This is a genomic window from Streptomyces sp. NPDC003327 (genome assembly GCF_053589515.1).
In genome coordinates this window covers 112,842-137,740 of record NZ_JBSFSA010000005.1, presented here as the reverse complement: position 1 = coordinate 137,740, position 24,899 = coordinate 112,842, and the positions used below count along the sequence as shown (strand labels likewise).

General features: G+C 74.0%; 19 protein-coding genes. 13 read left to right on the top strand and 6 right to left on the bottom strand.

The features are described from left to right. Positions 1–189: 189 nt before the first annotated feature. Both ACWDVG_RS06645 and ACWDVG_RS06640 read left to right on the top strand, forming a co-directional pair. Complete coding sequence (locus ACWDVG_RS06645; RefSeq protein WP_451696825.1) at positions 190–1,422, top strand: hypothetical protein; 1,233 nt, start codon at positions 190–192, stop codon at positions 1,420–1,422. Positions 1,423–1,525: 103 nt separating this feature from the next. Further along, entirely contained in the window at positions 1,526–2,071 is a 546-nt protein-coding gene (locus tag ACWDVG_RS06640; protein ID WP_451696823.1) for a DoxX family protein, read from the top strand. Positions 2,072–2,227: 156 nt separating this feature from the next. On the opposite strand, the gene ACWDVG_RS06635 is transcribed toward ACWDVG_RS06640, so the two are convergent. Next, entirely contained in the window at positions 2,228–3,571 is a 1,344-nt protein-coding gene (locus tag ACWDVG_RS06635) for a PspC domain-containing protein (RefSeq protein WP_451696821.1), read from the bottom strand. A gap of 156 nt (positions 3,572–3,727) precedes the next feature. Between ACWDVG_RS06635 and ACWDVG_RS06630 the strand changes: the two genes are divergently transcribed. Beyond that, a complete protein-coding gene (locus ACWDVG_RS06630) occupies positions 3,728–4,990 on the top strand; it encodes a PspC domain-containing protein (RefSeq protein WP_451696819.1) in 1,263 nt (420 codons plus the stop codon). Beyond that, a complete protein-coding gene (locus ACWDVG_RS06625) occupies positions 4,987–5,700 on the top strand; it encodes a LuxR C-terminal-related transcriptional regulator (protein ID WP_451696817.1) in 714 nt (237 codons plus the stop codon). The genes ACWDVG_RS06630 and ACWDVG_RS06625 overlap by 4 nt, the downstream gene beginning before the upstream one ends. A gap of 2 nt (positions 5,701–5,702) precedes the next feature. Here ACWDVG_RS06625 and ACWDVG_RS06620 read toward each other — a convergent pair whose 3' ends face one another. Beyond that, the gene (locus tag ACWDVG_RS06620) at positions 5,703–6,827 is read right to left on the bottom strand and encodes an NlpC/P60 family protein (protein WP_451696815.1); all 1,125 of its coding nucleotides are present in this window, start codon (positions 6,825–6,827) and stop codon (positions 5,703–5,705) included. Between the two features lie 347 nt (positions 6,828–7,174). Between ACWDVG_RS06620 and ACWDVG_RS06615 the strand changes: the two genes are divergently transcribed. Together ACWDVG_RS06615 and pcrA are read left to right on the top strand one after the other, a co-directional pair. Continuing rightward, the gene (locus tag ACWDVG_RS06615; protein ID WP_451696813.1) at positions 7,175–7,528 is read left to right on the top strand and encodes a hypothetical protein; all 354 of its coding nucleotides are present in this window, start codon (positions 7,175–7,177) and stop codon (positions 7,526–7,528) included. A gap of 123 nt (positions 7,529–7,651) precedes the next feature. Then, positions 7,652–10,102, top strand: a complete 2,451-nt coding sequence (gene pcrA, locus ACWDVG_RS06610) for a DNA helicase PcrA (RefSeq protein WP_451696811.1) — start codon at positions 7,652–7,654, stop codon at positions 10,100–10,102. 99 nt (positions 10,103–10,201) lie between these two features. Here the strand turns inward: pcrA and ACWDVG_RS06605 are convergent, their stop codons facing one another. Both ACWDVG_RS06605 and ACWDVG_RS06600 read right to left on the bottom strand, forming a co-directional pair. Beyond that, positions 10,202–11,734 (bottom strand): peptidoglycan DD-metalloendopeptidase family protein, encoded by a 1,533-nt coding sequence (locus ACWDVG_RS06605; protein ID WP_451696810.1) that lies wholly within the window; start codon positions 11,732–11,734, stop codon positions 10,202–10,204. A gap of 263 nt (positions 11,735–11,997) precedes the next feature. After that, on the bottom strand, positions 11,998–12,993 hold the full coding sequence (locus tag ACWDVG_RS06600) for an esterase/lipase family protein (protein ID WP_451696808.1): 996 nt from the start codon (positions 12,991–12,993) through the stop codon (positions 11,998–12,000). 301 nt (positions 12,994–13,294) lie between these two features. Between ACWDVG_RS06600 and ACWDVG_RS06595 the strand changes: the two genes are divergently transcribed. Beyond that, complete coding sequence (locus tag ACWDVG_RS06595) at positions 13,295–13,702, top strand: cobalamin B12-binding domain-containing protein (RefSeq protein ID WP_451696806.1); 408 nt, start codon at positions 13,295–13,297, stop codon at positions 13,700–13,702. 46 nt (positions 13,703–13,748) lie between these two features. Here the strand turns inward: ACWDVG_RS06595 and ACWDVG_RS06590 are convergent, their stop codons facing one another. Both ACWDVG_RS06590 and ACWDVG_RS06585 read right to left on the bottom strand, forming a co-directional pair. After that, positions 13,749–15,413, bottom strand: coding sequence for a DUF5691 domain-containing protein (locus tag ACWDVG_RS06590; protein ID WP_451697017.1), 1,665 nt, complete (start codon positions 15,411–15,413; stop codon positions 13,749–13,751). Between the two features lie 289 nt (positions 15,414–15,702). After that, positions 15,703–16,809, bottom strand: a complete 1,107-nt coding sequence (locus ACWDVG_RS06585) for an SWIM zinc finger family protein (protein WP_451697015.1) — start codon at positions 16,807–16,809, stop codon at positions 15,703–15,705. A gap of 166 nt (positions 16,810–16,975) precedes the next feature. Here ACWDVG_RS06585 and ACWDVG_RS06580 point away from each other — a divergent pair, with 166 nt between their 5' ends. The 6 genes from ACWDVG_RS06580 to sucD all read left to right on the top strand — a co-directional run bounded on the left by ACWDVG_RS06580 (position 16,976) and on the right by sucD (position 24,882). Next, positions 16,976–17,389: a hypothetical protein gene (locus ACWDVG_RS06580; RefSeq protein WP_451696805.1), complete on the top strand. Its 414-nt coding sequence runs from the start codon at positions 16,976–16,978 to the stop codon at positions 17,387–17,389. 122 nt (positions 17,390–17,511) lie between these two features. After that, positions 17,512–18,672, top strand: a complete 1,161-nt coding sequence (locus ACWDVG_RS06575) for an ATP-binding protein (protein ID WP_451696803.1) — start codon at positions 17,512–17,514, stop codon at positions 18,670–18,672. Continuing rightward, entirely contained in the window at positions 18,669–21,140 is a 2,472-nt protein-coding gene (locus ACWDVG_RS06570; RefSeq protein ID WP_451696801.1) for a DUF5682 family protein, read from the top strand. Before ACWDVG_RS06575 ends, ACWDVG_RS06570 begins: the two co-directional genes overlap by 4 nt. Continuing rightward, positions 21,137–22,294, top strand: coding sequence for a VWA domain-containing protein (locus ACWDVG_RS06565; protein ID WP_451696799.1), 1,158 nt, complete (start codon positions 21,137–21,139; stop codon positions 22,292–22,294). Before ACWDVG_RS06570 ends, ACWDVG_RS06565 begins: the two co-directional genes overlap by 4 nt. A gap of 503 nt (positions 22,295–22,797) precedes the next feature. After that, positions 22,798–23,976, top strand: coding sequence for an ADP-forming succinate--CoA ligase subunit beta (gene sucC / locus ACWDVG_RS06560; RefSeq protein ID WP_451696797.1), 1,179 nt, complete (start codon positions 22,798–22,800; stop codon positions 23,974–23,976). Positions 23,977–23,997: 21 nt separating this feature from the next. Further along, positions 23,998–24,882: a succinate--CoA ligase subunit alpha gene (sucD, locus tag ACWDVG_RS06555; protein ID WP_451696795.1), complete on the top strand. Its 885-nt coding sequence runs from the start codon at positions 23,998–24,000 to the stop codon at positions 24,880–24,882. Positions 24,883–24,899: the final 17 nt, after the last annotated feature.

Sequence of the window (24,899 nt, the reverse complement as noted above, 5' to 3'; positions counted from 1 at the left end):
CTTTCCGTACGTCAATGGGATGACGCGGCAATCACTCTCCGGAGGGGCGCGCACGGCAGCGGCGGAAGCCTCCGGTGCGGCACAATTCCCAGAAAACAAGGGCTGGTTGACTTTCCGGGCATGGCGAAACGCGCCGTGCCGGAGAGGTCGTGCGCCGAGCGCGTGACAGGAGCTCGGGGAGTGGGTGCCGTGGCGGTTCACGAGGCGAGACAGTACGGCGAGCACACGGCGGCCTGCGCCGGCTGCGCCCACTGCGGACGGACCGGCCACCGACGCGCCGTCGCGGCCTTCCTCGCCCGCCGGGACGAGCTCGCCGCCGGCCACGGCGTCCCCGCCGCCGTCGCCCACTCACCGGTCGCCGCCCGCCAATGGGTCTCCGACGAACTGGCCCAGTCCGCCCGCGCCGTCACCGCCCACGGCCGCGAGGCCGGGGGCGCCTGGCTGGCCCGGGTACGGCTCGGGGGCCTCGTCGCCGTCTGGGGCGCCGTCCTCGTCCTCCTCCTCGGTCAGGCCCTCACCGCCGTCGGCACGGGCTGGACCGGCGCCCGCACGGCCGGCCTCTGCACCGCCCTGATCCTCGCCGCCCTCCTCACCGGCGCCGCCCACGCCCACCGCGCCCGCGGCGGACTGCTCGCCCCGTTGATCGGCGAGGACAACCGGCTCTCCACCACCCGCGCCGTCGCCGCCGCCTGGCTGCTCTTCCTCGTCTACACCCTCCTCTTCCTGGCCTCCCGCTCCCTCGGCCCGACCGCCTTCGGCCTGGCCCGGGGCGCCGGTCTCCTCACCGTCTTCGCCGTGGTGGCGGCCCTCGCCGTCACCGCCCGGCTCGTCGTCTCCGTGCGGATCGCCTCCCGGCGCCTCCAGAAGGTGCGCGCCGACCGCCCGCGCACCGCCGACCTCGTCTGCGACGACAACGGCCGCGCCGCACTCGCCGACCTCCAGTACCTCCTCGTCTCCGGTGCCGTCCTGGTCCTCGCGGCCGTCCGCCTCGCCGCCGAACCCGGCCTGCTGCCCGCCCTGCCCTGGTCCCTCGTACTCCTCGTCGCCGTCTCGGCCGCCTGGCACCTCGCCGCGAAGTGCACCGAGGGCGCCCGCCCCACCATCCACTCCGTCGTCCGGTCCCGGGAAGCCGGCGACCTCGACGCCCCGATCCGGACCGGCGACGACATCGAGATCCGCGGCTGCGGCTTCGTCCCGCCCGGCGCCACCGCCCCCGACCCGCTGACCCGCCTCGTCGTCCGCGTCGGGCCCGTCCACGCGCACGTCCCCCTCGTCCCGGTCCCCGGAGGCTTCGCCAACCCCACGGACGCGGTCCTTACCGTCCCGCTCCCGGTCGACGTCGAACCGGGACGCGTCGAGGTGTCGGTGGTGACCGCCGCCGGCGTCGAGACCAACCGGGTCACGATCGACGTCGTCGACTGAGCCTTCCGGCGGTCCCTCCGCGCTCCCGGCATGTCCCTCGGGCCCGGAAACGGAGAGAATCGATCCGCGAACAGTCGTACGGGGCGTGGAGAGGTGACCGACGATGACCGGACAGGCCGACAGGGACCGGGGAGACACCACGGCGCTCGGCACCGACGACGCCCCCGCCCCGCAGGGCACCCTCGCCCGCTGGAAGGCCACGGCCTCCCGCTACGCCCTCCTTCCCCTGAGGCTCTTCCTCGGCATCACCTTCATCTACGCGTCGCTCGACAAACTGACCGACTCCGCCTTCCTCGCGGACTCCGGCACCGGCTCCATCGGCGAGACCATGCGCGGAGTCCGCGACAGCTCGGCCGTCCCCGGCCTCGTCGACCTCGCCCTCCACAACCCCGTCGGCTTCGGCTACGCCATCGCCCTCGGCGAGCTCGTCGTCGGCATCGGAACCCTCCTCGGGATCTTCGCCCGCCTGGCGGCGCTCGGCGGCGCGCTGATCTCGCTGAGCCTCTGGCTGACCGTGAGCTGGCAGGTGAGCCCCTACTACCTCGGCAACGACCTGGCCTATCTGATGGCCTGGCTGCCGCTGGTGCTCGCCGGCGCGTCCGTGCTGTCGGTGGACCGGTTCCTCGCCACCCGCCGTCGTATGAGGTAGGCCACCCACGTCACCAGGGACGCCACGCCCAGACCCCCGCAGAGCAGCGGCACCACCGCGTACCACGGCGTGCGCCACTCGCCCGCGGCGTCGCCCGCGTACAGCGCGGCCAGGGCGAGGGCGGTCAGGCCCACGACCAGCCGGCCGGGGCGGAACTCATGAAGCAGCACGGCTGACCTCCACCTGTCCGAGTCCGACCTCCAGAGAGAGGTCCAACGTGCCCGCCGGGACGGTCCCGGCCGGCGGGGCGAGCGTCCGGGTCTCGTCCCGCCCGGGCGCGATGTCGATGTCACCGGGCGGCTGCCCGGGCAGCCGCACGTCGCCGAGGCCCACCTCCGCGCGGAGCCTCACCACCGCGTCGTTCGGGACGACCACCTTCACCTTTCCCGCACCCACACTGAGCCGCGTACCGACCGTCGTGCCCGCGGGAACGGAGACGCCTGACAGGTCAAGCGTGCCGACCCCCGTGCCCACGCCGTACTCCGACCGCACCGCCGTGACCGTGGTCGGTCTCCACGTCTCGCGGACCCACTCCGTCGTGATCCGGTCGGGCAGCGCCACCGCCACCGCCAGCAGGCCCGCGGTGAGCACGGTCTGCAGGATCGTCCCGAACCCGGTCCGGCCGAGGAAGCTGCTCACGACCAGGCCCAGGCCGAACACCGCGAGAGCGGCGACCAGACCCGTCTGCAGACTCCGGCCCAGCGGCTCGCTCTCCCAGGTCAGCGCCGTACCGAGCACGGCGGCGAGCATCGCGAGCAGATGCACGAGACCGCCGATGGAGTACGGCGTGCGGCGCACGGACGGAGCCGGCCGGCCGGCGGCCGACGGGTCGGGCCCCCACTGGCTGCCCGGCTTCGGCACCTCGCCGTTGACCTTGCCGTCCTCGTCCACGATGCCGTGCGGCCCCCACAGGTACCCGATGGCCACCCGGCCCGTCGAACCGTCCTTCACGATCGGGTCCCGCCACCACGAGGGGAACTCGACCAGCGGCGGCGCCTTGGCCTCCGGCGGCGCCTCGGCGACCGCGAGCGCCGCGGCCGTCTCCTTCCCCGGCTCCGCCTCGACGCCACCCGACCGCCGCCGCTGCGACCACACCGCCGCACCGCACACGGCGAGCGTCAGCGTCATCGCGAACCCCAGCGTCGACCCGCTGTGCAGCATCGACAACAGCACCCCACAACCCACGAGCGCCATGAGCACCGCGGCGAGCGAAGCCCCGGAGACCCGGCCGGTCAGCAGTCTGCGGCCCTCGTTCTCCTCCTCGCCCGCGAGCGGAATCAGCAGCCACGCGAAGCCGTAGAAGATCAAGCCGATGCCGCCCGTCACGGACAGCACGCCCACCACGACGCGGAAGATCACCGGGTCGAGGTCGAAGTGCCGGCCGAGACCGCCACAGACCCCGCCCGCGACCTTGCTTCCGCGCGAGCGCCGCAGCGGCGCGACGGAGTCGGCCTCCGCCGGCGGCGGGGCCTCGTGCTGCGAAGGCGTCGAACTCGTCATGCCTCCATGGTGACGGCCCGTGACCTCCCGCGGCACCGGGGACGACCCTGGCCCGACCCTGATATTCCGCGGCCCCCTCTCCCCGAGGCCTTACCAGGGTCGATCTCAGGGCGGACCCTGATGTCCCGGGCGGGCCGAACGTGTGACGATCGGTGCATGTCCGCAGCCGCTCGAGTCACCGAGACCGACGAACCTCCCGCGCGCAGGCTCTACCGAAGCGCCGACGGGCGGTGGCTCGGCGGTGTCGCGCGAGGGCTCGCCGGACACCTCGGGCTGCCGGTGGTCTGGGTCCGCGCGGTCTTCGCCGTGCTGCTCCTCACCGACGGCCTCGGCGTCCTGCTCTACGCCGTCTTCTGGATCGTCGTCCCCCTCGGCGTCGGCGGCCGCTCCGCGCCCCGCCCCGTCTTCGAGACCACCCCCGACGGCAGACGCCGGCTGCGCAAGCCCGACCGCGGCCAGATCTTCGCCCTCGTCGCGCTCGCCATCGGCGCCGCGGTCTTCGTCGGAAACATCAACCTAGACAACGAGACCGCGCGTTACGTCTGGCCCACGCTCCTCATCGGCGTCGGCGTCGTCCTCGTCTGGCGCCAGGCGGACAACGCCCGCCGCGCCAGCTGGACCGAGCCCGGCCCCCGCAGACGCGCCCTCCAGCTCGTCCGCGGACTGGTCGGCGTGGGCCTCGTCGGCACGGGACTCGCCGTCTTCGTCGTCGTCCGCGGCTCCGTCGCCCAGCTCGGCACGGCCCTCACCGCCGCGGTCGCGGTCCTCACCGGCATAGCCCTGCTCGCCGGACCCTGGCTGGTGCGGATGTCGCAGGACCTGAACGACGAGCGCACCATGCGCATCCGCGCCCAGGAGCGGGCCGAGGTCGCCGCCCACGTCCACGACTCGGTGCTCCACACCCTCACCCTCATCCAGCGCAACGCCGACGACCCGGGAGAGGTGCGCCGCCTCGCCCGGGCCCAGGAGCGCGAGCTGCGCAACTGGCTCTACAAACCGGAGGGGACGGGCAAGGAGGAGGAGCCCGACACCCTCGCCGAGGCCGTCAAGCGGGCCGCGGCCGAGGTCGAGGACAAGCACGGCGTCCCGCTGGAGGTCGTCGTCGTGGGCGACTGCCCGCTCGACGAGAAACTGGTCGCGCAGATGCAGGCCGCGCGCGAGGCGATGGTCAACGCCGCCAAGTACGGTGGCGAGGGCGGGGCCGTACAGGTGTACGCGGAGGTGGAGGGCCGGACGGTCTTCGTCTCCGTGAAGGACCGGGGGCCCGGTTTCGACCCGGACGCGGTGCCCGAGGACCGGATGGGCGTCAGAGAATCGATCATCGGCCGGATGCAGCGCAACGGCGGGACCGCCCGGCTGCGTTCCGTGCCGGGCGGCGGCACCGAAGTGGAGCTTGAGATGGAGAGGGCGGACGGATGAGCGACGAGACCGGGGCAGCGACCGGGGCGGGGGCGGACCGCGGCACGGACCGCCGGGTGCGGGTGGTCCTCGTCGACGACCACCGCATGTTCCGCACGGGCGTGCAGGCGGAGATCGGCAGGACCGACGTCACCGGCGTCGAGGTCGTCGGCGAGGCCGCCGACGTGGACCAGGCGGTCACCGTGATCACCACGACCCGCCCCGAGGTCGTCCTGCTCGACGTGCACCTCCCGGGCGGCGGCGGCGTCGAGGTGCTGCGCCGCTGCGCCGGACTGATGGCCGCGCCCGAGGACCCGGTCCGCTTCCTGGCCCTCTCCGTCTCGGACGCCGCCGAGGACGTCATCGGCGTCATCCGCGGCGGCGCCCGGGGCTACGTCACGAAGACGATCACCGGCACGGACCTGGTCGACTCGATCTTCCGGGTCCAGGAGGGCGACGCCGTCTTCTCGCCCCGCCTGGCCGGCTTCGTCCTGGACGCCTTCGCCTCCACCGACGCGCCGCCGGTCGACGAGGACCTCGACCGGCTCACCCAGCGCGAGCGCGAGGTGCTCCGGCTGATCGCCCGCGGCTACGCGTACAAGGAGATCGCCAAGCAGCTCTACATCTCGGTGAAGACGGTCGAGTCGCACGTCTCCGCGGTGCTCCGCAAGCTGCAGCTGTCCAACCGCCACGAACTCACCCGCTGGGCGACCGCCCGCCGCCTCGTCTGAGGTCAGCCGACGCGGGTCGCCCCGGCGAAGGGCATCTCGTCGATCGGGGCGATCCGGATGGGGGCGCCGGGCCGCGGGGCGTGGATCATCCGGCCGCCGCCGATGTAGAGCCCGACATGGCTGATGCCCGAGTAGAAGAAGACCAGGTCGCCCGGGGCGAGCTGGGAGCGGGAGACCCGCTGACCGGCGTTGATCTGGGTGTAGGTCGTGCGGGGCAGGGAGACGCCGGCCGCACGCCAGGCCGCCTGGGTCAGCCCCGAGCAGTCGTACCCGGACGGGCCCGTCGCCCCCCACACGTACGGCTTGCCGAGCTGGGCGCGGGCGAAGGAGATGGCCTGTTCGGCCCGCGAGGTGGGGGCGGTCACCGGTGCGCGCTCGCCGCCCGAGGAGCGGTCGGCCCGTGCCCCCGACGAGCCGCCGGAGGCCGTTCCCGGCCCCGAGGTCGTCGAGGCGGTCGACGCGGACGGGCCGCCGGAGCCGTTGCGGGCCTCGACGGCGGCCTCGTACCGGGCCCGCTCCTCGGCGGTCAGCCGGGCGAGCAGGGTCCGCGCCTCGGTGAGCTTGCCGAGCACGGCGGTCTTCTGGCGCCGCAGGTCCGCCTCGTGGCCGCGCAGCGTCGCGAGCCGGTCCGCCGACTCGCTCCGCAGCTGCCCGATCGCGGCCAGCTCCCGGCGTACGGACGCGATGGCGGCCGCCTGCCGGTCGCCGGCCTTCTCCGCGAGGGCGGCCCGCTCCAGGTACTCCTCCGGGGCCGAGGTGAGGGCGAGCTGTACGGCGGGGTCGAGGCCGCCGGACCGGTACTGCGCGGCGGCGATCTTCCCGAGCCCCGCGCGGGCCGTGTTGAGCCGCTCCGTCCTGCGGGCGGCCTCGTCGCGCAGCCTGTCGAAGGCGGCGCGGGCCTCGTCGGCCTTCTCCTTCGCCCCGTTGTACCGCTCCGTGGCGACCTCGGCCTCCTCGTACAGCCGGTCCACCTTGGCCCTGACCTGGGCGGCGGTGAGCCGGGGGTCGGCGTGCCCCGACCCCTCGAACAGGGTCGCCGTCGCCGCCGAGGCGAGGGCGAGGGTGGCGGCGGTGCGGACCGCCTGGCCACCGAGCGGGGACTGCCTGGGTTTTCGGTGCGCTGCCACGAGGGCGGGTCACATCCTCTCCCTGTGGGGGACGGGCCGGCCGGGGCCGGCGGCGGGCCGCACAGGGGAGACGGACCGCCGCCGGGTTTTCTCGGCGGGGGTGACCGACAGCCTCCGGGGAGAACCCGGAGGTGGTGGGGAGCCGGTCACCTGGTGGAGGACGCTAAACCTGGGGTCACGCCCCGGCGACGGGATGACCGTTATTGGCGCGACTTGGCCTTCACGGACCGGTCTCTTTCGCCCGCGGTGCCGGGCCGCGGACGGTTGCTGCTGGTCGCCGACCGAACGGCCGGAGAGAGTGGACCCGGCCGGAAAGCGGTGCTACGGCCCCGGTTAGGCTCCGCCCCATGGACGTCCTCATCAATGTCTTCGTGGCCCTGCACATCATCGGCATCGCCTCCCTGCTGGGCGGGTTCCTCACCCAGATGAAGGCGATGGGGACGGGCACGGCCCGCTTCACGCCCGCGATGCTGCACGGCGCCCTGACCATGCTGGTCACCGGCATCGCGCTCGTCGGGCTCAACCAGGCCGACGACCAGACCGTGAACAACGTCAAGATCGGCATCAAGATGGCGGTCCTCGTCGTCATCCTCGCCCTCGTCTACGTCAAGCGCGACGAGGAGACGGTCGACAAGGGCCTCTTCGCCGCGGTCGGCGGACTGACCCTCGTGAACATCTTCATCGCGACCCTCTGGGTATGACCCGGGCCCTCGTGACCCGGGCCCTCGTGACCCGGGCCCTCGCCCCGGGTGTGACCCGCTTCGCAGAGCGCGCTCCGCGAAGCGGGACCGGATGTCGGTGGAGCGTCCTAGACTCGTGAGGCGATGAGCAGCCTCTTTGACGACAGCTTCCTGGCCGGCCTCCAGAACTCCTCGGAGGAGGCCCCGCCCCCGCCCGAGGACCACGAGCACGGTGCCCCGGCCGCGGAGGAGGTCCCGCACGACCTCTTCGGGGAGCACTTCGACGCGCCCCCGCCCCGGGACGCGTACTACCGCGACGGCGCCCCCCGGCCCGTCGTGGACGCCGCCGCGCTCCTGGAGGGGCTGAACGAGCAGCAGCGCGCCGCCGTCGTCCACACCGGCTCGCCGCTGCTCATCGTCGCGGGCGCCGGCTCCGGCAAGACGCGGGTGCTCACCCACCGCATCGCGCACCTCCTGGCCACACGGCACGTCCACCCCGGCCAGATACTGGCGATCACCTTCACCAACAAGGCCGCCGGCGAGATGAAGGAGCGCGTCGAGCACCTCGTCGGCCCCCGGGCGAACGCGATGTGGGTCTCGACCTTCCACAGCGCCTGCGTCCGCATCCTGCGCCGCGAGTCGAAGAAGCTCGGCTTCACCTCCTCCTTCTCGATCTACGACGCCGCCGACTCCAAGCGCCTGATGGCGCTGGTCTGCCGCGACCTGGACCTCGACCCGAAGAAGTTCCCGCCGAAGTCCTTCAGCGCCAAGATCTCGAACCTGAAGAACGAGCTGATCGACGAGGAGGCCTTCGCCGACCAGGCCGCCGACGGCTTCGAGAAGACGCTCGCCGAGGCCTACCGGATGTACCAGGCGCGCCTGCGCGAGGCCAACGCCCTGGACTTCGACGACATCATCATGACGACGGTCCACCTGCTCCAGGCGTTCCCCGACGTCGCCGAGCACTACCGCCGCCGCTTCCGCCACGTCCTCGTCGACGAGTACCAGGACACCAACCACGCCCAGTACACGCTCGTGCGCGAGCTCGTCGGCACCGGCTACGAGGACCTCGGCCCGGCGGAGCTGTGCGTCGTCGGTGACGCCGACCAGTCGATCTACGCCTTCCGGGGCGCCACCATCCGCAACATCCTCCAGTTCGAGGAGGACTACCCGGACGCGACGACGATCCTCCTGGAGCAGAACTACCGCTCCACCCAGACGATCCTCTCCGCCGCCAACGCCGTCATCGAGCGCAACGAGTCCCGCCGCCCCAAGAACCTGTGGACCAACGCGGGCGCGGGCGCGCAGATCACCGGCTACGTCGCGGACACCGAGCACGACGAGGCGCAGTTCGTCGCCGACGAGATCGACCGGTTGACGGACTCGGGCGAGGCGAAGGCCGGCGACGTCGCCGTCTTCTACCGCACCAACGCCCAGTCCCGTGTCTTCGAGGAGATCTTCATCCGCGTCGGCCTGCCCTACAAGGTCGTCGGCGGCGTGCGCTTCTACGAGCGCAAGGAGGTCAGGGACGTCCTCGCCTACCTGCGCGTCCTCGCCAACCCCGAGGACACGGTCCCGCTGCGCCGCATCCTCAACGTCCCCAAGCGCGGCATCGGCGAGCGCGCCGAGGCCATGATCGACGCGCTCTCCCTCCGGGAGCGGATCACTTTCCCGCAGGCGCTCAAGCGGGTCGACGAGGCGTACGGCATGGCCGCGCGCTCCGCGAACGCCGTCAAGCGCTTCAACGCGCTGATGGACGAGCTGCGCACGATCGTCGAGTCGGGCGCGGGCCCCGCCGTCGTCCTGGAGGCCGTCCTGGAGCGGACGGGGTACCTCGCCGAGCTCCAGGCCTCCACGGACCCGCAGGACGAGACCCGGATCGAGAACCTCCAGGAACTCGCCGCCGTCGCCCTGGAGTTCGAGCAGGGTCGGGAGGAGACGGAGGGGACCGGAAGCCTCGCCGAGTTCCTGGAGCAGGTCGCGCTCGTCGCCGACTCGGACCAGATCCCCGACGAGGACGAGGAGGGCGCGGGCGTCATCACGCTCATGACGCTGCACACCGCCAAGGGCCTGGAGTTCCCGGTGGTGTTCCTCACCGGCATGGAGGACGGCGTCTTCCCGCACATGCGCGCCCTCGGCCAGACGAAGGAGCTGGAGGAGGAGCGGCGCCTGGCGTACGTGGGCATCACGCGCGCCCGCGAGCGGCTCTACCTCACGCGCTCGTCGATGCGCAGCGCCTGGGGCCAGCCCTCGTACAACCCGGCCTCGCGCTTCCTGGAGGAGATCCCGCCGACGTACCTGGAGTGGAAGCGGACCGGTCCGATGGTAAAGCCCGCCGGGCCGACCTCCGGGATCACCGCCTCGCTCTCCTCCTCGCGGTCGCGCTCCGGCCCTTCGGGCTTCGCCACCCGGCGGGCGGGCGAGAAGCCGGTGATCGCGCTCCAGGTCGGTGACCGGGTCACGCACGACCAGTTCGGTCTGGGCACGGTGATGGCGGTGACGGGCGCGGGCGCGGACGCCCAGGCGACGATCGACTTCGGCGACGAGAAGCCGAAGCGGCTGCTGCTGCGGTACGCGCCGGTCGAGAAGCTGTAGCGGGTACGCGACGCGTACGCGAGAGGGCCCCGGCTTCGGCCGGGGCCCTCTCGTACACGTCCTGCGGTGGGTGCGGGTCCGCGGCGCGTGCGGGGGCGGTCAGCTGGTCGGGTCGAGACCGTGGCTGCGCAGCCAGGCCAGCGGGTCGATCGCCGCGCCGCCGCCGGGCCGGACCTCGAAGTGGAGGTGGGGGCCGGTGGAGTTGCCGGAGTTGCCGGAGTACGCGATGACCTCGCCGGCCTTGACCTCGCCGGTGCGGATCTTGGTGCTGCTCAGGTGGCAGTACCAGGTCTCCGTGCCGTCCTTGGCGGTCACGATCGCCATGTTGCCGTAGGCGCTGTTCCACTGGGTGCGGACGGTGCCGTCGGTCGCCGCCATCACGGGTGTGCCGTACTGGACGGGGAAGTCGATGCCGGTGTGCAGCGACATCCAGTTGACGCCCGACTGGCCGTAGCGCGCGCTGAGCTGGTGGAGCTTGACCGGCAGCATGAACTTGGGGCGCAGCGCCTCGCGCCGGGCCGCCTCCTCCTCGCGCTTCTTCTTCTCGGCCGCCTGGCGGACCTTGAGGTCGATGCGCTCCTGGGTGCGGCTGGCGCGGTCGCCGAAGTCGCGGGCGTCGGCGTCGAGCGCGTCGAGCTGGGTGTCGAAGCTGTTGTTGGCGGCGGCGATCTGCTGCACGGCGGCCGGGTCGGCCGCGGCGAGCGAGGTCGTGTCGTCCTTGGTGCCGTCCGGCGCGCCTCCGGTGAGGCCGCTCACGGAGGCGGCGGCGATGCCGGCGACGCCCATGACGCAGGCCGAGGGGACGGCGACGGTCAGCAGGGCGGACCGCTTGGCGGGGGTACGGCGTCGGCTGCGGCTGCCGCCGGAGGCGCGGCGCCCGGGGCGGGCGGCGGCGGAGGGCTCGTCGGTGCGGAGCTCGACGGCGGGCCGCGGGGCTGCCGACTCGTCGTCGCCCTCGTCGTAGTGGCCGGCGTCCTCGCCGTCCTCCGTGTACGCGGAGGCGAAGTCGTACTCCGGGGCGGTGTCGGGGGCGTCGGCCTCGGGGGCGTGCTCCGGCTCCACGTCGTAGAGCGCCTCGGGGGAGTACTGCTGGGGGACGAGCGGTTCGACGGGCTCGACCGGCTCGCCGTGGTCGCCCGGGTGGTTCCAGGCCGTGGCGTCGTAGGCGCCGGTGTCGGTCGCGAAGGCGGGGGCGGCCCACTGGCCGGTCGTGTCGTAGGACTCGTAGCCGTACGCGCCCTGCGCCGCATAGGCCCCGGCGTGGGTCCCGGCGTGGGCGGTGTCGTACGCGCCGGTCGCCTGTGCCTCGGTCCAGGCGGAGGCGTCCCACTGGCCGGTGGTGTCGTACGGGCCGCCGGTGTCGTACGCGCCCGGGGTGGTCGGCGCGCTCCACTGGCCGCTGGTGTCCCACTGCCCGGTCGTGGCGTACGGGTCGGCCGTCGGCGCGTACGCGTCGTAGGTGCCGGTGGCGGCGTACTGGTGGTCGGTGGTGCCGTACTGCCCGAGGTCCCACTGGCCGCTGTGGTCGGTCTGGCCGCCGGGGTAGGCGCCGAACAGCGGGTCGATGGCGAAGCTGCCGGTGGTGTGGGCGTCGTCGCCGACGTACCCGGCGTAGGGGTGCTGGTCGTTCACCAACTTCTCTCTCGCCTCGGCAGCAGGACCAGTCCGGGGCGAGCCCGACGAGGGGTGTCCCGGGGGAAGCAGTGGGCGCGACTGTACCCGGCGGTATGCGCGGCGGACAATCTTCGGAAGGGTTTGCGGGCGCAGGAAACGGGCAATCGGCCGTGTTTCGCCAGCTCACGGGGAGAGCTTTGGCCTTGTGTTCGATGAACGTTCGAAGAACAGGCTCGCGGCGTGTCGCGGCAGGCGGCGCGGCGGGGTCCGTGCGGCCGGTGTCAGGCGGCGGGCGCGGAGCCCGGCTCCCGGCCCCGCGCCCCCGGAACCGCCTCGCCCACGGCGTCGAGGGCTTCCCTGACGCCGGCGGCCACCGTGGGGTGGACGGGCAGCGCGAGATGGCCGATTCCGCTGATCCGGACGTTGTGCACGAGGAGGTCGGCGTGGTCCAGCCGGGCCGTCTCCACCGGCACCATCACCTGGTCGAGATCGCTCCAGAAGCTCACGAACCGGGTCCGGCAGCCCGGTGAGGGGCCCGCCAGCTCGCGCAGCACCTCCGAACCCGGCCGCATCTGCCGCACCAGCGGATGCGCGTCGGCGAGCGGCGCCACCGTCGTGCCGGCGTGGGGCGTGCCCAGCATGACGAGCGTGCGCACCCGAGCGTCACCGCCGAGGCGCTGTACGTAATAGCGGGCGATGAGCCCGCCCAGGCTGTGCCCGACGACATCGACCTGCTCGTGTCCCGTGCGTTCCCGGATCTCCTCCACCCGGCGGCCGAGGAGCGCGGCGGCCGTCCGCAGGTCACAGGTGAGCGGGGAGTAGTTGAGCGACTCGACGCAGTCGCGGCCGTTCCGGGTGAGGAAGCGGCGCAGGAGGACGAAGACGGAGCGGTTGTCGACGAAGCCGTGCAGCAGCACCACGGGCCGCGGGCTCGGGAACGCGGGCGCGCGTGGCACGCAGGGCGCGGCGGCCGCAGCCGAGGCGTCGGATGTCTCGGAGGCGGCAGCGGCCTCTGGGATCTCTGTCTCCGAGATCTCAGAGATATCTGAGGCGTCTGAGGTGTCTGGGGTGTCTGGGGCTTCTAAGGCGGCTGAGGCCCCGGAGGTGTCAGGGGCCCCCGGCTTGAGGTGGGCCTCCGGGTCGGCCGGGGTGGCGGGGGGCGTTGGGGAGAGGCGCTCCGCGACGATGCCCGACGGATAGAGGACGAGGTGGCCGGTGAGGATCGCGAGTTCGAGGGCGGTGGCCTTCATCAGGGCGGTGACCTTGGCGAGCTCCATCGCCGACCTCCCGTACGGCACGTGGGGCCGAACGGTACGGCGGTAGCGCCGCACCCCACGTCGCGCGGACGGCGGCGCGGGAGTACGGCGACCCCGTGCGGCTCCCTTGCGGACCGGCCCCGCTTGCGGCTGGTGGGCCCAGGAGGAGGGCCCGAAAGCGGGGACGGCGCAGAGCGAACGATGTCCCACGTGTGATTTCCCCCTCGCTCGCCACCGCGAAACGACACCGTGCGGGATGCTGGAGATAACGTTCGTTCACCTCCCCGGCAATGGGGCGCGGGGGTGTCATGTGGAGGCAGTGATGGGTGTGACCGGTCCGATCCGCGTGGTGGTGGCCAAGCCGGGTCTCGACGGCCACGATCGCGGGGCCAAGGTGATCGCGCGGGCGCTGCGCGACGCCGGTATGGAGGTCATCTACACCGGCCTCCACCAGACGCCCGAGCAGATCGTCGACACCGCGATCCAGGAGGACGCCGACGCGATCGGTCTCTCGATCCTCTCGGGCGCGCACAACACGCTGTTCGTGAAGGTCCTGGAGCTGCTCAAGGAGCGCGACGCGGAGGACATCAAGGTCTTCGGCGGAGGCATCATCCCGGACGCCGACATCCCGCCGCTGAAGGAGAAGGGCGTCGCCGAGATCTTCACGCCGGGCGCGACGACCACGTCCATCGTGGACTGGGTCAACGCGAACGTCCGCCAGGCGGCGTAACCCGTTCGAGTGAAGGGGCCCACCCGCGGTGGGCCCCTTCCGCACGTCACGGCCCGGATCTCTCCGCCTCCGCCTCCGACTCCTCGGGAACGGTGAGCTCGGCCCGCATCGCCGCGCGCAACCGGAGGGTGGAGACCAGCCGCTGGAAGGCCTCCGACCAGTAGCCGCCCGCGCCGGGCGCGGTGTCCTCCGCCTCGTCGGGCAGGGCCGTCAGGGCCTCCAGGTGCCGGGCCGCGTCCGGCGAGAGACAGCGCTCCGCCAGGCCCATCACCCCGCTGAAGCTCCACGGATAGCTGCCCGCGTCCCGCGCGATGTCCAGGGCGTCGATCACCGCGCCGCCGAGCGGCTCCGCCCAGGGCACGGCGCAGACGCCGAGCAGCTGGAACGCCTCCGACAGGCCGTGCGCCGCGACGAACGAGGCCACCCATCGCGCCCGCTCCGGCTCCGGCAGGGTCGCCAGGAGCTGGGCCCGCTCGGCGAGCGAGGCGATCCCGGGGCCCGTGGCGGGCGGCGCGGCCGGGGGCCCGAGCAGCGCCCGCGACCAGGCCGCGTCCCGCTGTCGCACGGCCGCCCGGCACCAGGCCGCGTGCAGCTCGGCCCGCCAGTCGTCGGCGACCGGCAGCGCCACGATCTCCTCGGCGGTCCGGCCGCCGAACCGGGCGGTCCAGCAGCTCAGCGGCGCGCACTCGACGAGCTGGCCGAGCCACCAGGAGCGCTCGCCCCGCCCGGCCGGGGGAACCGGTACGACGCCGTCCCGGCGCATGGCCGCGTCGCATTCGTGCGGGGCCTCCACGACGACCGTCGGCACGTCGGCCGTGCGGTCGAGATGGACGCAGGTGACGGCCCGGGCGGCCATCCGGCCCGCGAGGGCGGAGGCGGGCAGGGTCGACAGCAGCTCGGCGGCGGTGGCCCGGACGTTGCGGCTGCGGTCGGCGAGGGCGTCCTCGAGGAACTCCTCGTCGGCGTCGGACAGTCCCGCCCGCAGCGAGTCCAGGAACATCAGCCGGTCCTCGGCGCGCTCGGTGGCCCAGGTGGAGGCGAGGAGCGCCCGCCCGGCCGCGGGGTCGGCCGCCCGCACGGACGCGAGCAGCGCGACCCGCTCGGCGAACAGGCCCTCCTCCCACAGCGCCAGGACGGCTTCCCGGTCCTCGGGGTCGGGCAGCGCGCCGCCCGCCCGCGCGCCGCGCAGGGCGAACCTCCACTCCGGGTTGAGCCTGGCCAGCCAGAGGCCGCGCGGTCCGGCCAGCCGCAGGGCCTGCGGCCGCAGATCGGTACGCGCCCTGGCGGCGTCGAGCAGGGCGGGCAGGGCGGCCGGTGGGGCGGCGAAGCCCCGTTCGTTGGCCAGGGCCAGCCACTGGGGCAGCAGTTCGGCCAGGTCGGGGGCGGTGCCCCGGCGACCGCCCGCCGGGGCCGGGGCGGCCCGCCCGGCGAGCAGCTGGTCGAGTCGCCGCCGGGCGGCTGCGGGGAGGGGCGGCCGCTCGTCACGGGGTGAGGGCTCCGGCGGCTCCGCTGCGGGCCCGGGGAGCAGTCCGGCCCTGCGGCGTACGGTGAGGACCGCGGCGGCGTCGAGCAGCGCGGCGGCGGCCCGGCCGCCGGTCACCGCGCCGAGCCCGGCGGGTACGCGCCGGTCCGTGCCGAGCAGCGCGGCGGTCACGAGCTCCTCCCACGCGCCGGCCTCGTCCCGTGCGCCGCGGCGGGCCGGAACGTCCATCGTCGGTGCGGTCGTGTCCATCGAGGTCCTCCGGTCTCGGGGGCGCGGGCGGTCGGGTGTGCGTGGGCTGCCGGGTGCGCGGGGGCGGAACGGAACGGGTGTGTCGGGCGCCGTCAGGGGCTTCCGCCTTCGGTACGGCGGTCGGCGGTGGCGCGCGGCCCGCGACGGCCCGTCCGCCCGTGACGGCGCGACGGCCCGCGGCGGCGGGCGGTGGCCCGGCAACGGGGCGTCGGCGCCGACAACAGGTGGCCCGTGACGGCGCGACGGCCCGCGGCCGCGGGCGGTGGGGTCAGACCAGGGGCACCGTCTCCGTGGGCAGGTCGGGGGACCAGGCCGCGAGCGGAGTGAAGCCGCGGTGGCCGCACTCGCCGAAGACGGTCAGCGGGGCGCCGCCCGACAGCGCGACGAGCCGCCAGAGGCCCGGTCGGGACTGGGCCCACGGGGTCAGCGGCAGCGCCTCGCGGCCGTCCGCGTCGGCGAGCTGCCAGCCGTACTCCGCACGTGCCGGTACGACCTGCGTCAGCGTCACGGGCCACGCGTCCAGCCAGGGGTCCTCGCCCAGGGCGCGCCCGTAGGCGTCGAGGGCCCCGCCCACCGGGCCGCCCGGCGGTGGGGCGGCGGGGGAGGGGACCGGCTCGAAGCGCTCGCCCGGCTCCGCGCGCAGCCGGCCCGCGCCCGAGTACGGGGTGACGTCCCCGTCCAGCACCGCCCCCACCGGCAGGGCGAGCCGGGGCGCCCGGCCGGCCGCCCCGTACGAGAGGAGCAGCACGGTGCGTCCGCTCGTCGTGCCGTGCAGCCAGATCCGACGGGTGGTCAGGCGGGCGTCGGAGGAGTCGTACTGGGCGAGGACGTGCCAGTGGTCCCGTACGGGAGCGCCGTCGGCGGGGGCTGTCAGGCCCACCCGGGTCCGCACGGTCGCGGCGAACGGGGCGGGCAGCCGGTCGGCGGAGAGCCACGCCCGGTCCAGGAGGTGCGTCAGCGCGCACTCCTCCAGGAGCCGCACCGGCCAGCCCGGGCCCGAGCCGGGTATCGCGCCCAGCTCGCGGACCCGGCCCGCGAGCCCCGGCGCCTGGGCGTCGACCATGCGGGCCGCCGTCTCCTCCCACAGGCCGTACCCCGCCTGCTCGGCCGTGGCCAGGCCGCCGCGCAGCAGGTCCGCGAGCCGCTGCTCCAACTCCTCCGTGCCCGCCGTGATCCGGGCGGCCCGCCGCTCGGCCCTGCGCCGCGCCGCCGCGGGGTCCGCCGGGCCGGGCGACGCCCCGCCCGGGGCTCGCACGTCCCCGCCCTCCGCGCGGCCCGCGTCCGACCCCGGCCCCGCCGAACCGAGCCCGCTTCCCGCGCTGCGCGACGCTTCGTCAGGAGCCGGTGCCGACACCCGATCCGCCGTCCGGCGCACCCCCATGGCATTCATGACACCGACCGTAGACGGCGCCACTGACAACGCCTCCGGCCTGCGCGTTCCTCGTCGACGACGGGCCCCCGAGGCGATTTGACTTTACTCTTCCTTTGCGATTCCCTGCGCGGGACCCACCACCACGCACCGCCCGCCAGGGGGAACCCGCATGAAGCGCACCGTCCGCACCGCCGTCTCGGCCCTCGCCGTCACCGGCCTCGCCCTCGGCCTCGGCGCCTGCTCGGAGGCCGCCAAGGAGGCCGTCGACCAGGTCGACAAGTCGGTCAGCGAGACCTACGAAGTCACCTACGAGGTGAGTGGCAAGGGCATCGAATCGATCGGCTACCACGCCGGCGAGGGCACCGCGATGGAGCCGAAGGTCGTCACCGAGCAGAAGCCCGCCGCCCCGTGGAAGAAGACGGTGACGCTCAAGGGCATCATGCCGCCCGGCGTCATGCCGGTCTCGATCGACCCCGCCAGCCTCAGCTGCAAGGTCGTCCACAACGGCAAGGTCATCGCGGAGGCCAAGGGCGAGCAGGCGATGGCCGGCGGCTGCGTCGCCGTCTCCCCGATCGTCGGCTGACCGGGGACCAGCACCCGCCCACCCCCCCCCCACAACGCAACTGACCTGCGGCGACGGCCGATTGTCAGTGGCGTGGTGCACCGTGGATCGCACAACAGGTCGAACGATCTGGAGGGGGATCCATGACCGTGCCCGAAACCATCGCGAAGCCCGGAGCCGGTGCCCGTACGGACACCGGCCCGGGACTCCCGCCGCAGGCCGCCACCGACGTCCTGCGGCCCCACGCCGAGCACGCCTTCGCCCACGAACTCGCCGCGCTCGCCGCCGCCGACGACCGGCCGCGCCCCGCCCGCTGGTGTCTCTCGCCCTGGGCCGTCGCCACCTACCTCCTCGGCGGCACGCTCTCCGACGGCACCGTGATCACACCCAAGTACGTGGGGCCGCGCCGCATCGTCGAGGTCGCCGTCACCACGCTCGCCACCGACCGGGCGCTGCTGCTCCTCGGCGTCCCCGGCACCGCCAAGACCTGGCTCTCCGAGCACCTCGCCGCCGCCGTCAGCGGCGACTCCACCCTCCTCGTCCAGGGCACCGCCGGAACGCCCGAGGAAGCCGTCCGCTACGGCTGGAACTACGCCCGCCTGCTCACCCAGGGCCCCAGCCGCGACGCGCTCGTGCCCAGCCCCGTCATGCGCGCCATGGCCGAGGGCAGAACCGCCCGCGTGGAGGAACTGACCCGCATCCCCGCGGACGTCCAGGACAGCCTCATCACCCTGCTGTCCGAGAAGACCCTGCCCGTGCCCGAGCTGGGCGAGGAGGTCCAGGCCGTCCCGGGCTTCAACCTCGTCGCCACCGCCAACGACCGCGACCGCGGGGTCAACGAGCTGTCCAGCGCGCTGCGCCGCCGCTTCAACACGGTCGTCCTCCCGCTGCCGGCCACCGCCGAGGCCGAGGTCGACATCGTCGCCCGCCGCGTCGAACAGCTCGGGCGCTCCCTGGAGCTGCCCGCCGTGCCGGACGGCGCCGACGAGATCCGGCGGGTCGTCACCCTCTTCCGCGAGCTGCGGGACGGCGTCACCACCGACGGACGGACCAGGATCAAGTCCCCCTCGGGGACGCTCTCCACGGCCGAGGCCATCTCCGTCGTCACCGGTGGCCTCGCCCTCGCCGCCCACTTCGGCGACGGCGTACTGCGCCCCGCCGACGTCGCCGCGGGCATCCTCGGCGCCGTCGTCCGCGACCCGGCCACCGACCGGGTCGTGTGGCAGGAGTACCTGGAGACCGTGGTCAGGGAGCGGGACGGGTGGAAGGACTTCTACCGCGCCTGCCGTGAGGTGACGCCATGACGGCCACCACGACGACCGCCACGAAGGACGACCGGAGGGCCGTCACGACTGCCGACCGGGCGGCCGCCACGACCACCGCCGCTCCGGGCCGGGCGGTACCCGGCGGCACGGGCACCGGGCCGCTGCTCCTCGGGGTACGGCACCACGGGCCCGGCTCGGCCCGGGCCGTACGGGCCGCCCTCGACGCGGCCCGGCCCGCCGCCGTGCTCATCGAGGGACCCGCGGAGGCCGACGCGCTCGTGGCGCTCGCCGCAGAACCGGAGATGCGGCCGCCGGTCGCGCTCCTCGCCCACGCCGTCGACGACCCGGGGCGGGCCGCGTTCTGGCCGCTGGCCGCCTTCTCGCCCGAGTGGGTCGCGCTCCGCTGGGCCCTCGACCGGGGCGCCGCCGTCCGGTTCGTCGACCTGCCCGCCGCCCACACCCTCGCCGCCACCGACCCGACCTGGCGCGACGACGACGAGGCCGCGGCCGGCCCCCGGACCGACCCGCTCGCCGAACTCGCCAGGGCCGCCGGCCACGAGGACGCCGAGCGCTGGTGGGAGGACGTCGTCGAACTCCGCGGCGACGGCGACCCCCTCGCCCCCTTCGAGGCCCTCGCCGAGGCCATGGCCGCCGTCCGCGAGGCGTACGGGGACGGCGGCCACCCCCGCGACCCGGTCCGCGAGGCGTACATGCGGCTCCAGTTGCGCGCCGCCCGCAAGGAGTTCGGGGACGCGGTCGCCGTTGTCTGCGGCGCCTGGCACGTCCCCGCCCTGAACCGGCGGACGACCGTCACCGCCGACCGGGCCCTGCTCAGGGGCCTGCCCAAGGTGAAGGCCGAGCTGACCTGGGTCCCCTGGACCCACCGCAGGCTCGCGCGCCGCTCCGGATACGGCGCCGGGATCGAGGCGCCCGGCTGGTACGAGCACCTCTTCACCGCCCCGGACCGGCCGATCGAGCGCTGGATGACCCGGGTCGCGGCGCTCCTCAGGGCCGAGGACCACCCCGTCTCCTCCGCCCACGTCATCGAGGCCGTACGGCTCGCCGACACCCTCGCCGCCCTGCGCGGCAGGCCGCTGCCCGGCCTCGACGAGACGACCGACGCCGTCCGCGCCGTCCTGTGCGGGGGCTCCGACGTGCCGCTCGGTCTCGTCCGGGACCGGCTCGTCGTCGGAGACGTCCTCGGCGAGGTCCCGGCCGCCGCCCCCGCCGTACCGCTCCAGCACGACCTGAGCCGCCGTCAGCGAAGCCTGCGCCTCCGGCCCGAGGCGCAGGACCGGGAGATCGACCTGGACCTGCGCGGAGAGACCGACGCCGCCCGCAGCCGCCTGCTGCACCGGCTGCGGCTGCTCGGTGTCGACTGGGGCGAGCCGACCGCCGGCCGGGCCGGCACCGGTACCTTCCGGGAGTCCTGGCGCCTGCGCTGGGAACCCGAACTCCACGTCCGGGTCGCCGAAGCGGGCGTCTGGGGCACCACCGTCGAGGCCGCCGCCACCGCCAGGGCGGAGGCCCGCGCCCTCGCCGCCACCACGCTCGGCGACATCACGGCCCTCGCCGAGCAGTGCCTCCTCGCCGGGCTCGGCGACGCCCTGCCCGTCGTCATGCGGGCCCTCGCCGACCGGGCCGCCCTTGACACCGACGTCGCCCATCTCGCCGACGCCCTGCCCGCGCTGGCCCGCTCCCTGCGGTACGGCGACGTACGCGCCACCGACACCGGGGCCCTCGCGGAGGTCGCCGCCGGGCTCGCCGAGCGGATCTTCGTCGGCCTGCCCCCCGCCTGCGCCGGACTCGACGCGGACGCCGCCGCCCGGATGCGGACCCGCCTCGACGCCGTCCACGCGGTGATCCCGCTCCTCCAGGACCACCCCGCCGCCCCGCCGACCCTCGCCGCCCCGCCGACCCTCGCCGCCCCGCCGACCCCCGCCGCCCCGCCGGCCACCGCCGCCGGTCCGGAGTCCGGCGTCGTCGCCGGGCGTCTCGTCGACCGCTGGGCGGGGGTGCTGCGGCGGCTCGTCAGCGGGGACCGGGTCCCCGGCGGGCTGCGGGGACGGGCCGGGCGGCTGCTCCTCGACGAGGGGCGGCTCGAAGAGGAGGAGGCGGCGCGGGTGATGAGCCGCGCCCTGTCGGCCGGCACTCCGCCCGCCGACGCGGCCGCCTGGATCGACGGGTTCGTCGGCGGCGCGTCCGGCGGCGGACTGCTGCTCGTCCACGACGAGCGGCTGCTCGGCCTCGTCGACGACTGGCTGACCGGAGTGCCGGACGGTGCGTTCACCGACGTGCTGCCCCTGCTGCGGCGCACCTTCTCCGCGTACGAGCCCGGTGTCCGCCGCACCCTCGGCGAACTCCTCGCCCGGGGGCCCGGAGCGGAGCGGCCGGGCCACTCGGCCGAAGGCGTGCCCGGGTTCGCCGCCGCCCTCGACCACGAGCGGGCGGACGCCGTGCTGCCCCTCCTGCACCTCGTCCTCGCAACGGAGGCCACGTACCGATGACGACCCACGACGACGAGCGGCTCCGCCGCTGGCGCCTCGTCCTCGGCGGCGGGGACGCCGAGGGGACCGGACACGCCCTCACCGGCACGGACGCCGCCATGGACGGAGCCCTCACCGCCCTCTACGACCGGCCCGGCGGCGGGGGCGCGCCACGTTCGAGCCGGGACCGCGCGGGTGGCCTCGGCGCCTCGGCACCCGCCGTCGCCCGCTGGCTCGGCGACATCCGCACCTACTTCCCCGGCCCCGTCGTCCAGGTCATGCAGCGCGACGCGATCGACCGGCTCGGGCTCGACACCCTCCTCCTGGAGCCGGAGATGCTGGCGGCCGTCGAGGCGGACGTCCACCTCGTCGGCACCCTCCTCTCACTCCACAAGGCCATGCCCGAGACGACCAGGGAGACCGCCCGCGCGGTCGTCCGCACGGTCGTCGACGACCTGGAGAAGCGGCTCGCCACCCGCACCCGGACCACGCTCACCGGCGCCCTCGACCGTTCCTCGCGGATCAGCCGCCCCCGCCACCGGGACATCGACTGGGACCGCACGATCCGGGCCAACCTCAAGAACTTCCTGCCCGAGCACGGCACGGTCGTCCCCGAGCGGCTCGTCGGCCACGGCCGCGCCGCCCGAGCGGTCAGGAAGGAGGTCGTGCTCTGCGTCGACCAGTCCGGTTCCATGGCGGCCTCGGTCGTCCACGCCGCCGTCTTCGGCGCGGTCCTCGCCTCGATGCGCGCGCTCGCGACCCGGCTGGTCGTCTTCGACTCCGCCGTCGTCGACCTCACCGAACAGCTCGACGACCCGGTCGACGTCCTCTTCGGCGTCCAGCTCGGCGGCGGCACCGACATCAACCGCGCCCTCGCCTACTGCCAGTCCCGGATCACCCGCCCCGCCGACACCGTCGTCGTCCTCATCAGCGACCTCTACGAGGGCGGCATCCGCGACGAGATGCTGAAGCGGGTGGCGGCGATGAAGGCCTCCGGCACACAGTTCGTCGCGCTGCTCGCGCTCTCCGACGAGGGCGCCCCCGCCTACGACAGGGAGCACGCGGCCGCGCTCGCCGCGCTCGGCGTCCCCGCCTTCGCCTGCACCCCGGACCACTTCCCGGAGATCATGGCGGCCGCCCTGGAGCGCCGCCCCCTCCCCATACCCGCCGACTGACCGGGTACCGGGGACCGGGCCCCGCCCCGACCGGCCGACCCGGCCCCCCGACCGGCCGACCCGACCCCCGACCGGCCGCCCCGATCCGCCGACTGACAGGCCGGCCCGCCGCGACGGAATCCGTCGGTGCGCGACCACCCGCTCGGGCGCCCGCGCACCGACTGAGGCCCATATCACAATCGCCGCCGCCCGCCCCTCACCCCGGGGACCGGCGCGTCGTGAGGGGCCGGGAGCCCAGTCCCCGCCTGCCGCGAGGGGTTCCGGGCCCGGCGCGGCCACCCCTACGGACAGCCCTCCACCCCCTACGATCTGTGACCCGTATCACCGCTCGGTTGTGACCTGCGATTTAGGGACCCACGGCCCACGGGGATAACCTGCGAGACGGACATGCCGCGTCCACGGACTCCGTGCACGCCTCCCTTGTGACAGCGCAGTCACGTTGCCCTCCGCGGCACGCCCACGCAGACAACGAACCGCGATCATCAGAAAAGGGACGGACGCGCGTGGACCTGTTCGAGTACCAGGCGAGGGACCTCTTCGCCAAGCACGGTGTACCGGTGCTGGCCGGTGAAGTCATCGACACGCCTGAGGCGGCGCGCGAGGCCACCGAGCGTCTTGGCGGCAAGTCGGTCGTCAAGGCGCAGGTGAAGGTCGGTGGCCGCGGCAAGGCCGGCGGCGTCAAGCTGGCCGCCACCCCGGACGAGGCCGTCGCCCGCGCGACGGACATCCTCGGGATGGACATCAAGGGCCACACGGTCCACAAGGTGATGATCGCGGAGACCGCTCCGGAGATCCTCGAGGAGTACTACGTCTCGTACCTCCTCGACCGCACCAACCGCACCTTCCTGGCCATGGCCTCCGTCGCCGGTGGCATGGACATCGAGGAGGTCGCCGCGACGACCCCCGAGAAGCTCGCCAAGGTCCCGGTGGACGCCAACAACGGCGTCGACATCGAGAAGGCCCGCGAGATCGTCGCCCAGGCCAAGTTCCCGGCCGAGGTCGCCGAGAAGGTCGCCGAGGTCCTCGTGACCCTGTGGAAGACCTTCGTCGCCGAGGACGCGCTCCTCGTCGAGGTCAACCCGCTGGCCAAGGTCGCCTCCGGCGACATCATCGCCCTCGACGGCAAGGTGTCCCTGGACGCCAACGCCGACTTCCGCCAGCCGGAGCACGAGGCGCTCGAGGACAAGGCCGCAGCCAACCCGCTCGAGGCTGCCGCCAAGGCCAAGGGCCTCAACTACGTCAAGCTCGACGGCGAGGTCGGCATCATCGGCAACGGCGCCGGCCTGGTCATGTCGACCCTGGACGTCGTCGCGTACGCCGGTGAGAACCACGGCGGCGTGAAGCCGGCCAACTTCCTCGACATCGGTGGCGGCGCCTCCGCCGAGGTCATGGCGAACGGCCTGGAGATCATCCTGGGCGACCCGGACGTCAAGTCCGTGTTCGTCAACGTCTTCGGTGGCATCACCGCCTGTGACGAGGTCGCCAACGGCATCGTCCAGGCCCTGGAGCTCCTCGCCTCCCGTGGCGACGAGGTCACCAAGCCGCTGGTCGTGCGCCTCGACGGCAACAACGCGGAGCTGGGTCGCAAGATCCTGTCGGACGCCAACCACCCGCTCGTGCAGCGCGTGGACACCATGGACGGCGCGGCCGACAAGGCCGCCGAGCTCGCGGCTGCGAAGTAAGGGACAGGGGAAACCACAGCCATGGCTATCTTCCTCAACAAGGACAGCAAGGTCATCGTCCAGGGCATGACCGGTGCCACGGGCATGAAGCACACCAAGCTCATGCTGGGTGACGGCACCAACATCGTCGGTGGCGTGAACCCGCGCAAGGCCGGCACCAAGGTCGACTTCGACGGCACCGAGATCCCGGTCTTCGGCACCGTCGCCGAGGCCATGAAGGAGACCGGCGCCAACGTCTCGGTCCTCTTCGTGCCGCCGGCCTTCGCGAAGGCCGCCGTCGTCGAGGCGATCGACGCCGAGATCCCGCTCGCGGTCGTCATCACCGAGGGCATCGCCGTCCACGACTCCGCCGCGTTCTACGCGTACGCCGTGGAGAAGGGCAACAAGACCCGCCTCATCGGCCCGAACTGCCCCGGTCTCATCACCCCGGGCCAGTCCAACGCCGGCATCATCCCGGGCGACATCACGAAGCCGGGCCGCATCGGCCTGGTCTCGAAGTCCGGCACGCTGACGTACCAGATGATGTACGAGCTCCGTGACATCGGCTTCTCGTCCGCCGTCGGCATCGGTGGCGACCCGGTCATCGGCACCACGCACATCGACGCCCTGGCGGCCTTCGAGGCCGACCCGGACACCGACCTGATCGTCATGATCGGTGAGATCGGCGGCGACGCCGAGGAGCGTGCGGCCGACTTCATCAAGGCCAACGTCACCAAGCCGGTCGTCGGCTACGTCGCGGGCTTCACCGCGCCCGAGGGCAAGACCATGGGCCACGCCGGCGCCATCGTCTCCGGCTCCTCCGGCACCGCCCAGGCGAAGAAGGAGGCCCTGGAGGCCGCGGGCGTCCAGGTCGGCAAGACCCCGACCGAGACGGCCAAGCTGGCGCGCGCGATCCTCGCGGGCTGACGCAGCACGGCACACAG

What these genes read in the sequence shown, in the direction of transcription:
- ACWDVG_RS06575 (WP_451696803.1), top strand. Translation starts at nt 17,512, where the DNA reads ATGACCGTGCCCGAAACCATCGCGAAGCCCGGAGCCGGTGCCCGTACG.
- ACWDVG_RS06615 (WP_451696813.1), top strand. Translation starts at nt 7,175, where the DNA reads ATGGACGTCCTCATCAATGTCTTCGTGGCCCTGCACATCATCGGCATC.
- ACWDVG_RS06630 (WP_451696819.1), top strand. Translation starts at nt 3,728, where the DNA reads ATGTCCGCAGCCGCTCGAGTCACCGAGACCGACGAACCTCCCGCGCGC.
- ACWDVG_RS06580 (WP_451696805.1), top strand. Translation starts at nt 16,976, where the DNA reads ATGAAGCGCACCGTCCGCACCGCCGTCTCGGCCCTCGCCGTCACCGGC.
- pcrA (WP_451696811.1), top strand. Translation starts at nt 7,652, where the DNA reads ATGAGCAGCCTCTTTGACGACAGCTTCCTGGCCGGCCTCCAGAACTCC.
- ACWDVG_RS06635 (WP_451696821.1), bottom strand. Translation starts at nt 3,571, where the DNA reads ATGACGAGTTCGACGCCTTCGCAGCACGAGGCCCCGCCGCCGGCGGAG.
- sucD (WP_451696795.1), top strand. Translation starts at nt 23,998, where the DNA reads ATGGCTATCTTCCTCAACAAGGACAGCAAGGTCATCGTCCAGGGCATG.
- ACWDVG_RS06570 (WP_451696801.1), top strand. Translation starts at nt 18,669, where the DNA reads ATGACGGCCACCACGACGACCGCCACGAAGGACGACCGGAGGGCCGTC.
- ACWDVG_RS06590 (WP_451697017.1), bottom strand. Translation starts at nt 15,413, where the DNA reads ATGGACGTTCCGGCCCGCCGCGGCGCACGGGACGAGGCCGGCGCGTGG.
- ACWDVG_RS06625 (WP_451696817.1), top strand. Translation starts at nt 4,987, where the DNA reads ATGAGCGACGAGACCGGGGCAGCGACCGGGGCGGGGGCGGACCGCGGC.
- ACWDVG_RS06640 (WP_451696823.1), top strand. Translation starts at nt 1,526, where the DNA reads ATGACCGGACAGGCCGACAGGGACCGGGGAGACACCACGGCGCTCGGC.
- ACWDVG_RS06595 (WP_451696806.1), top strand. Translation starts at nt 13,295, where the DNA reads ATGGGTGTGACCGGTCCGATCCGCGTGGTGGTGGCCAAGCCGGGTCTC.
- ACWDVG_RS06565 (WP_451696799.1), top strand. Translation starts at nt 21,137, where the DNA reads ATGACGACCCACGACGACGAGCGGCTCCGCCGCTGGCGCCTCGTCCTC.
- ACWDVG_RS06600 (WP_451696808.1), bottom strand. Translation starts at nt 12,993, where the DNA reads ATGGAGCTCGCCAAGGTCACCGCCCTGATGAAGGCCACCGCCCTCGAA.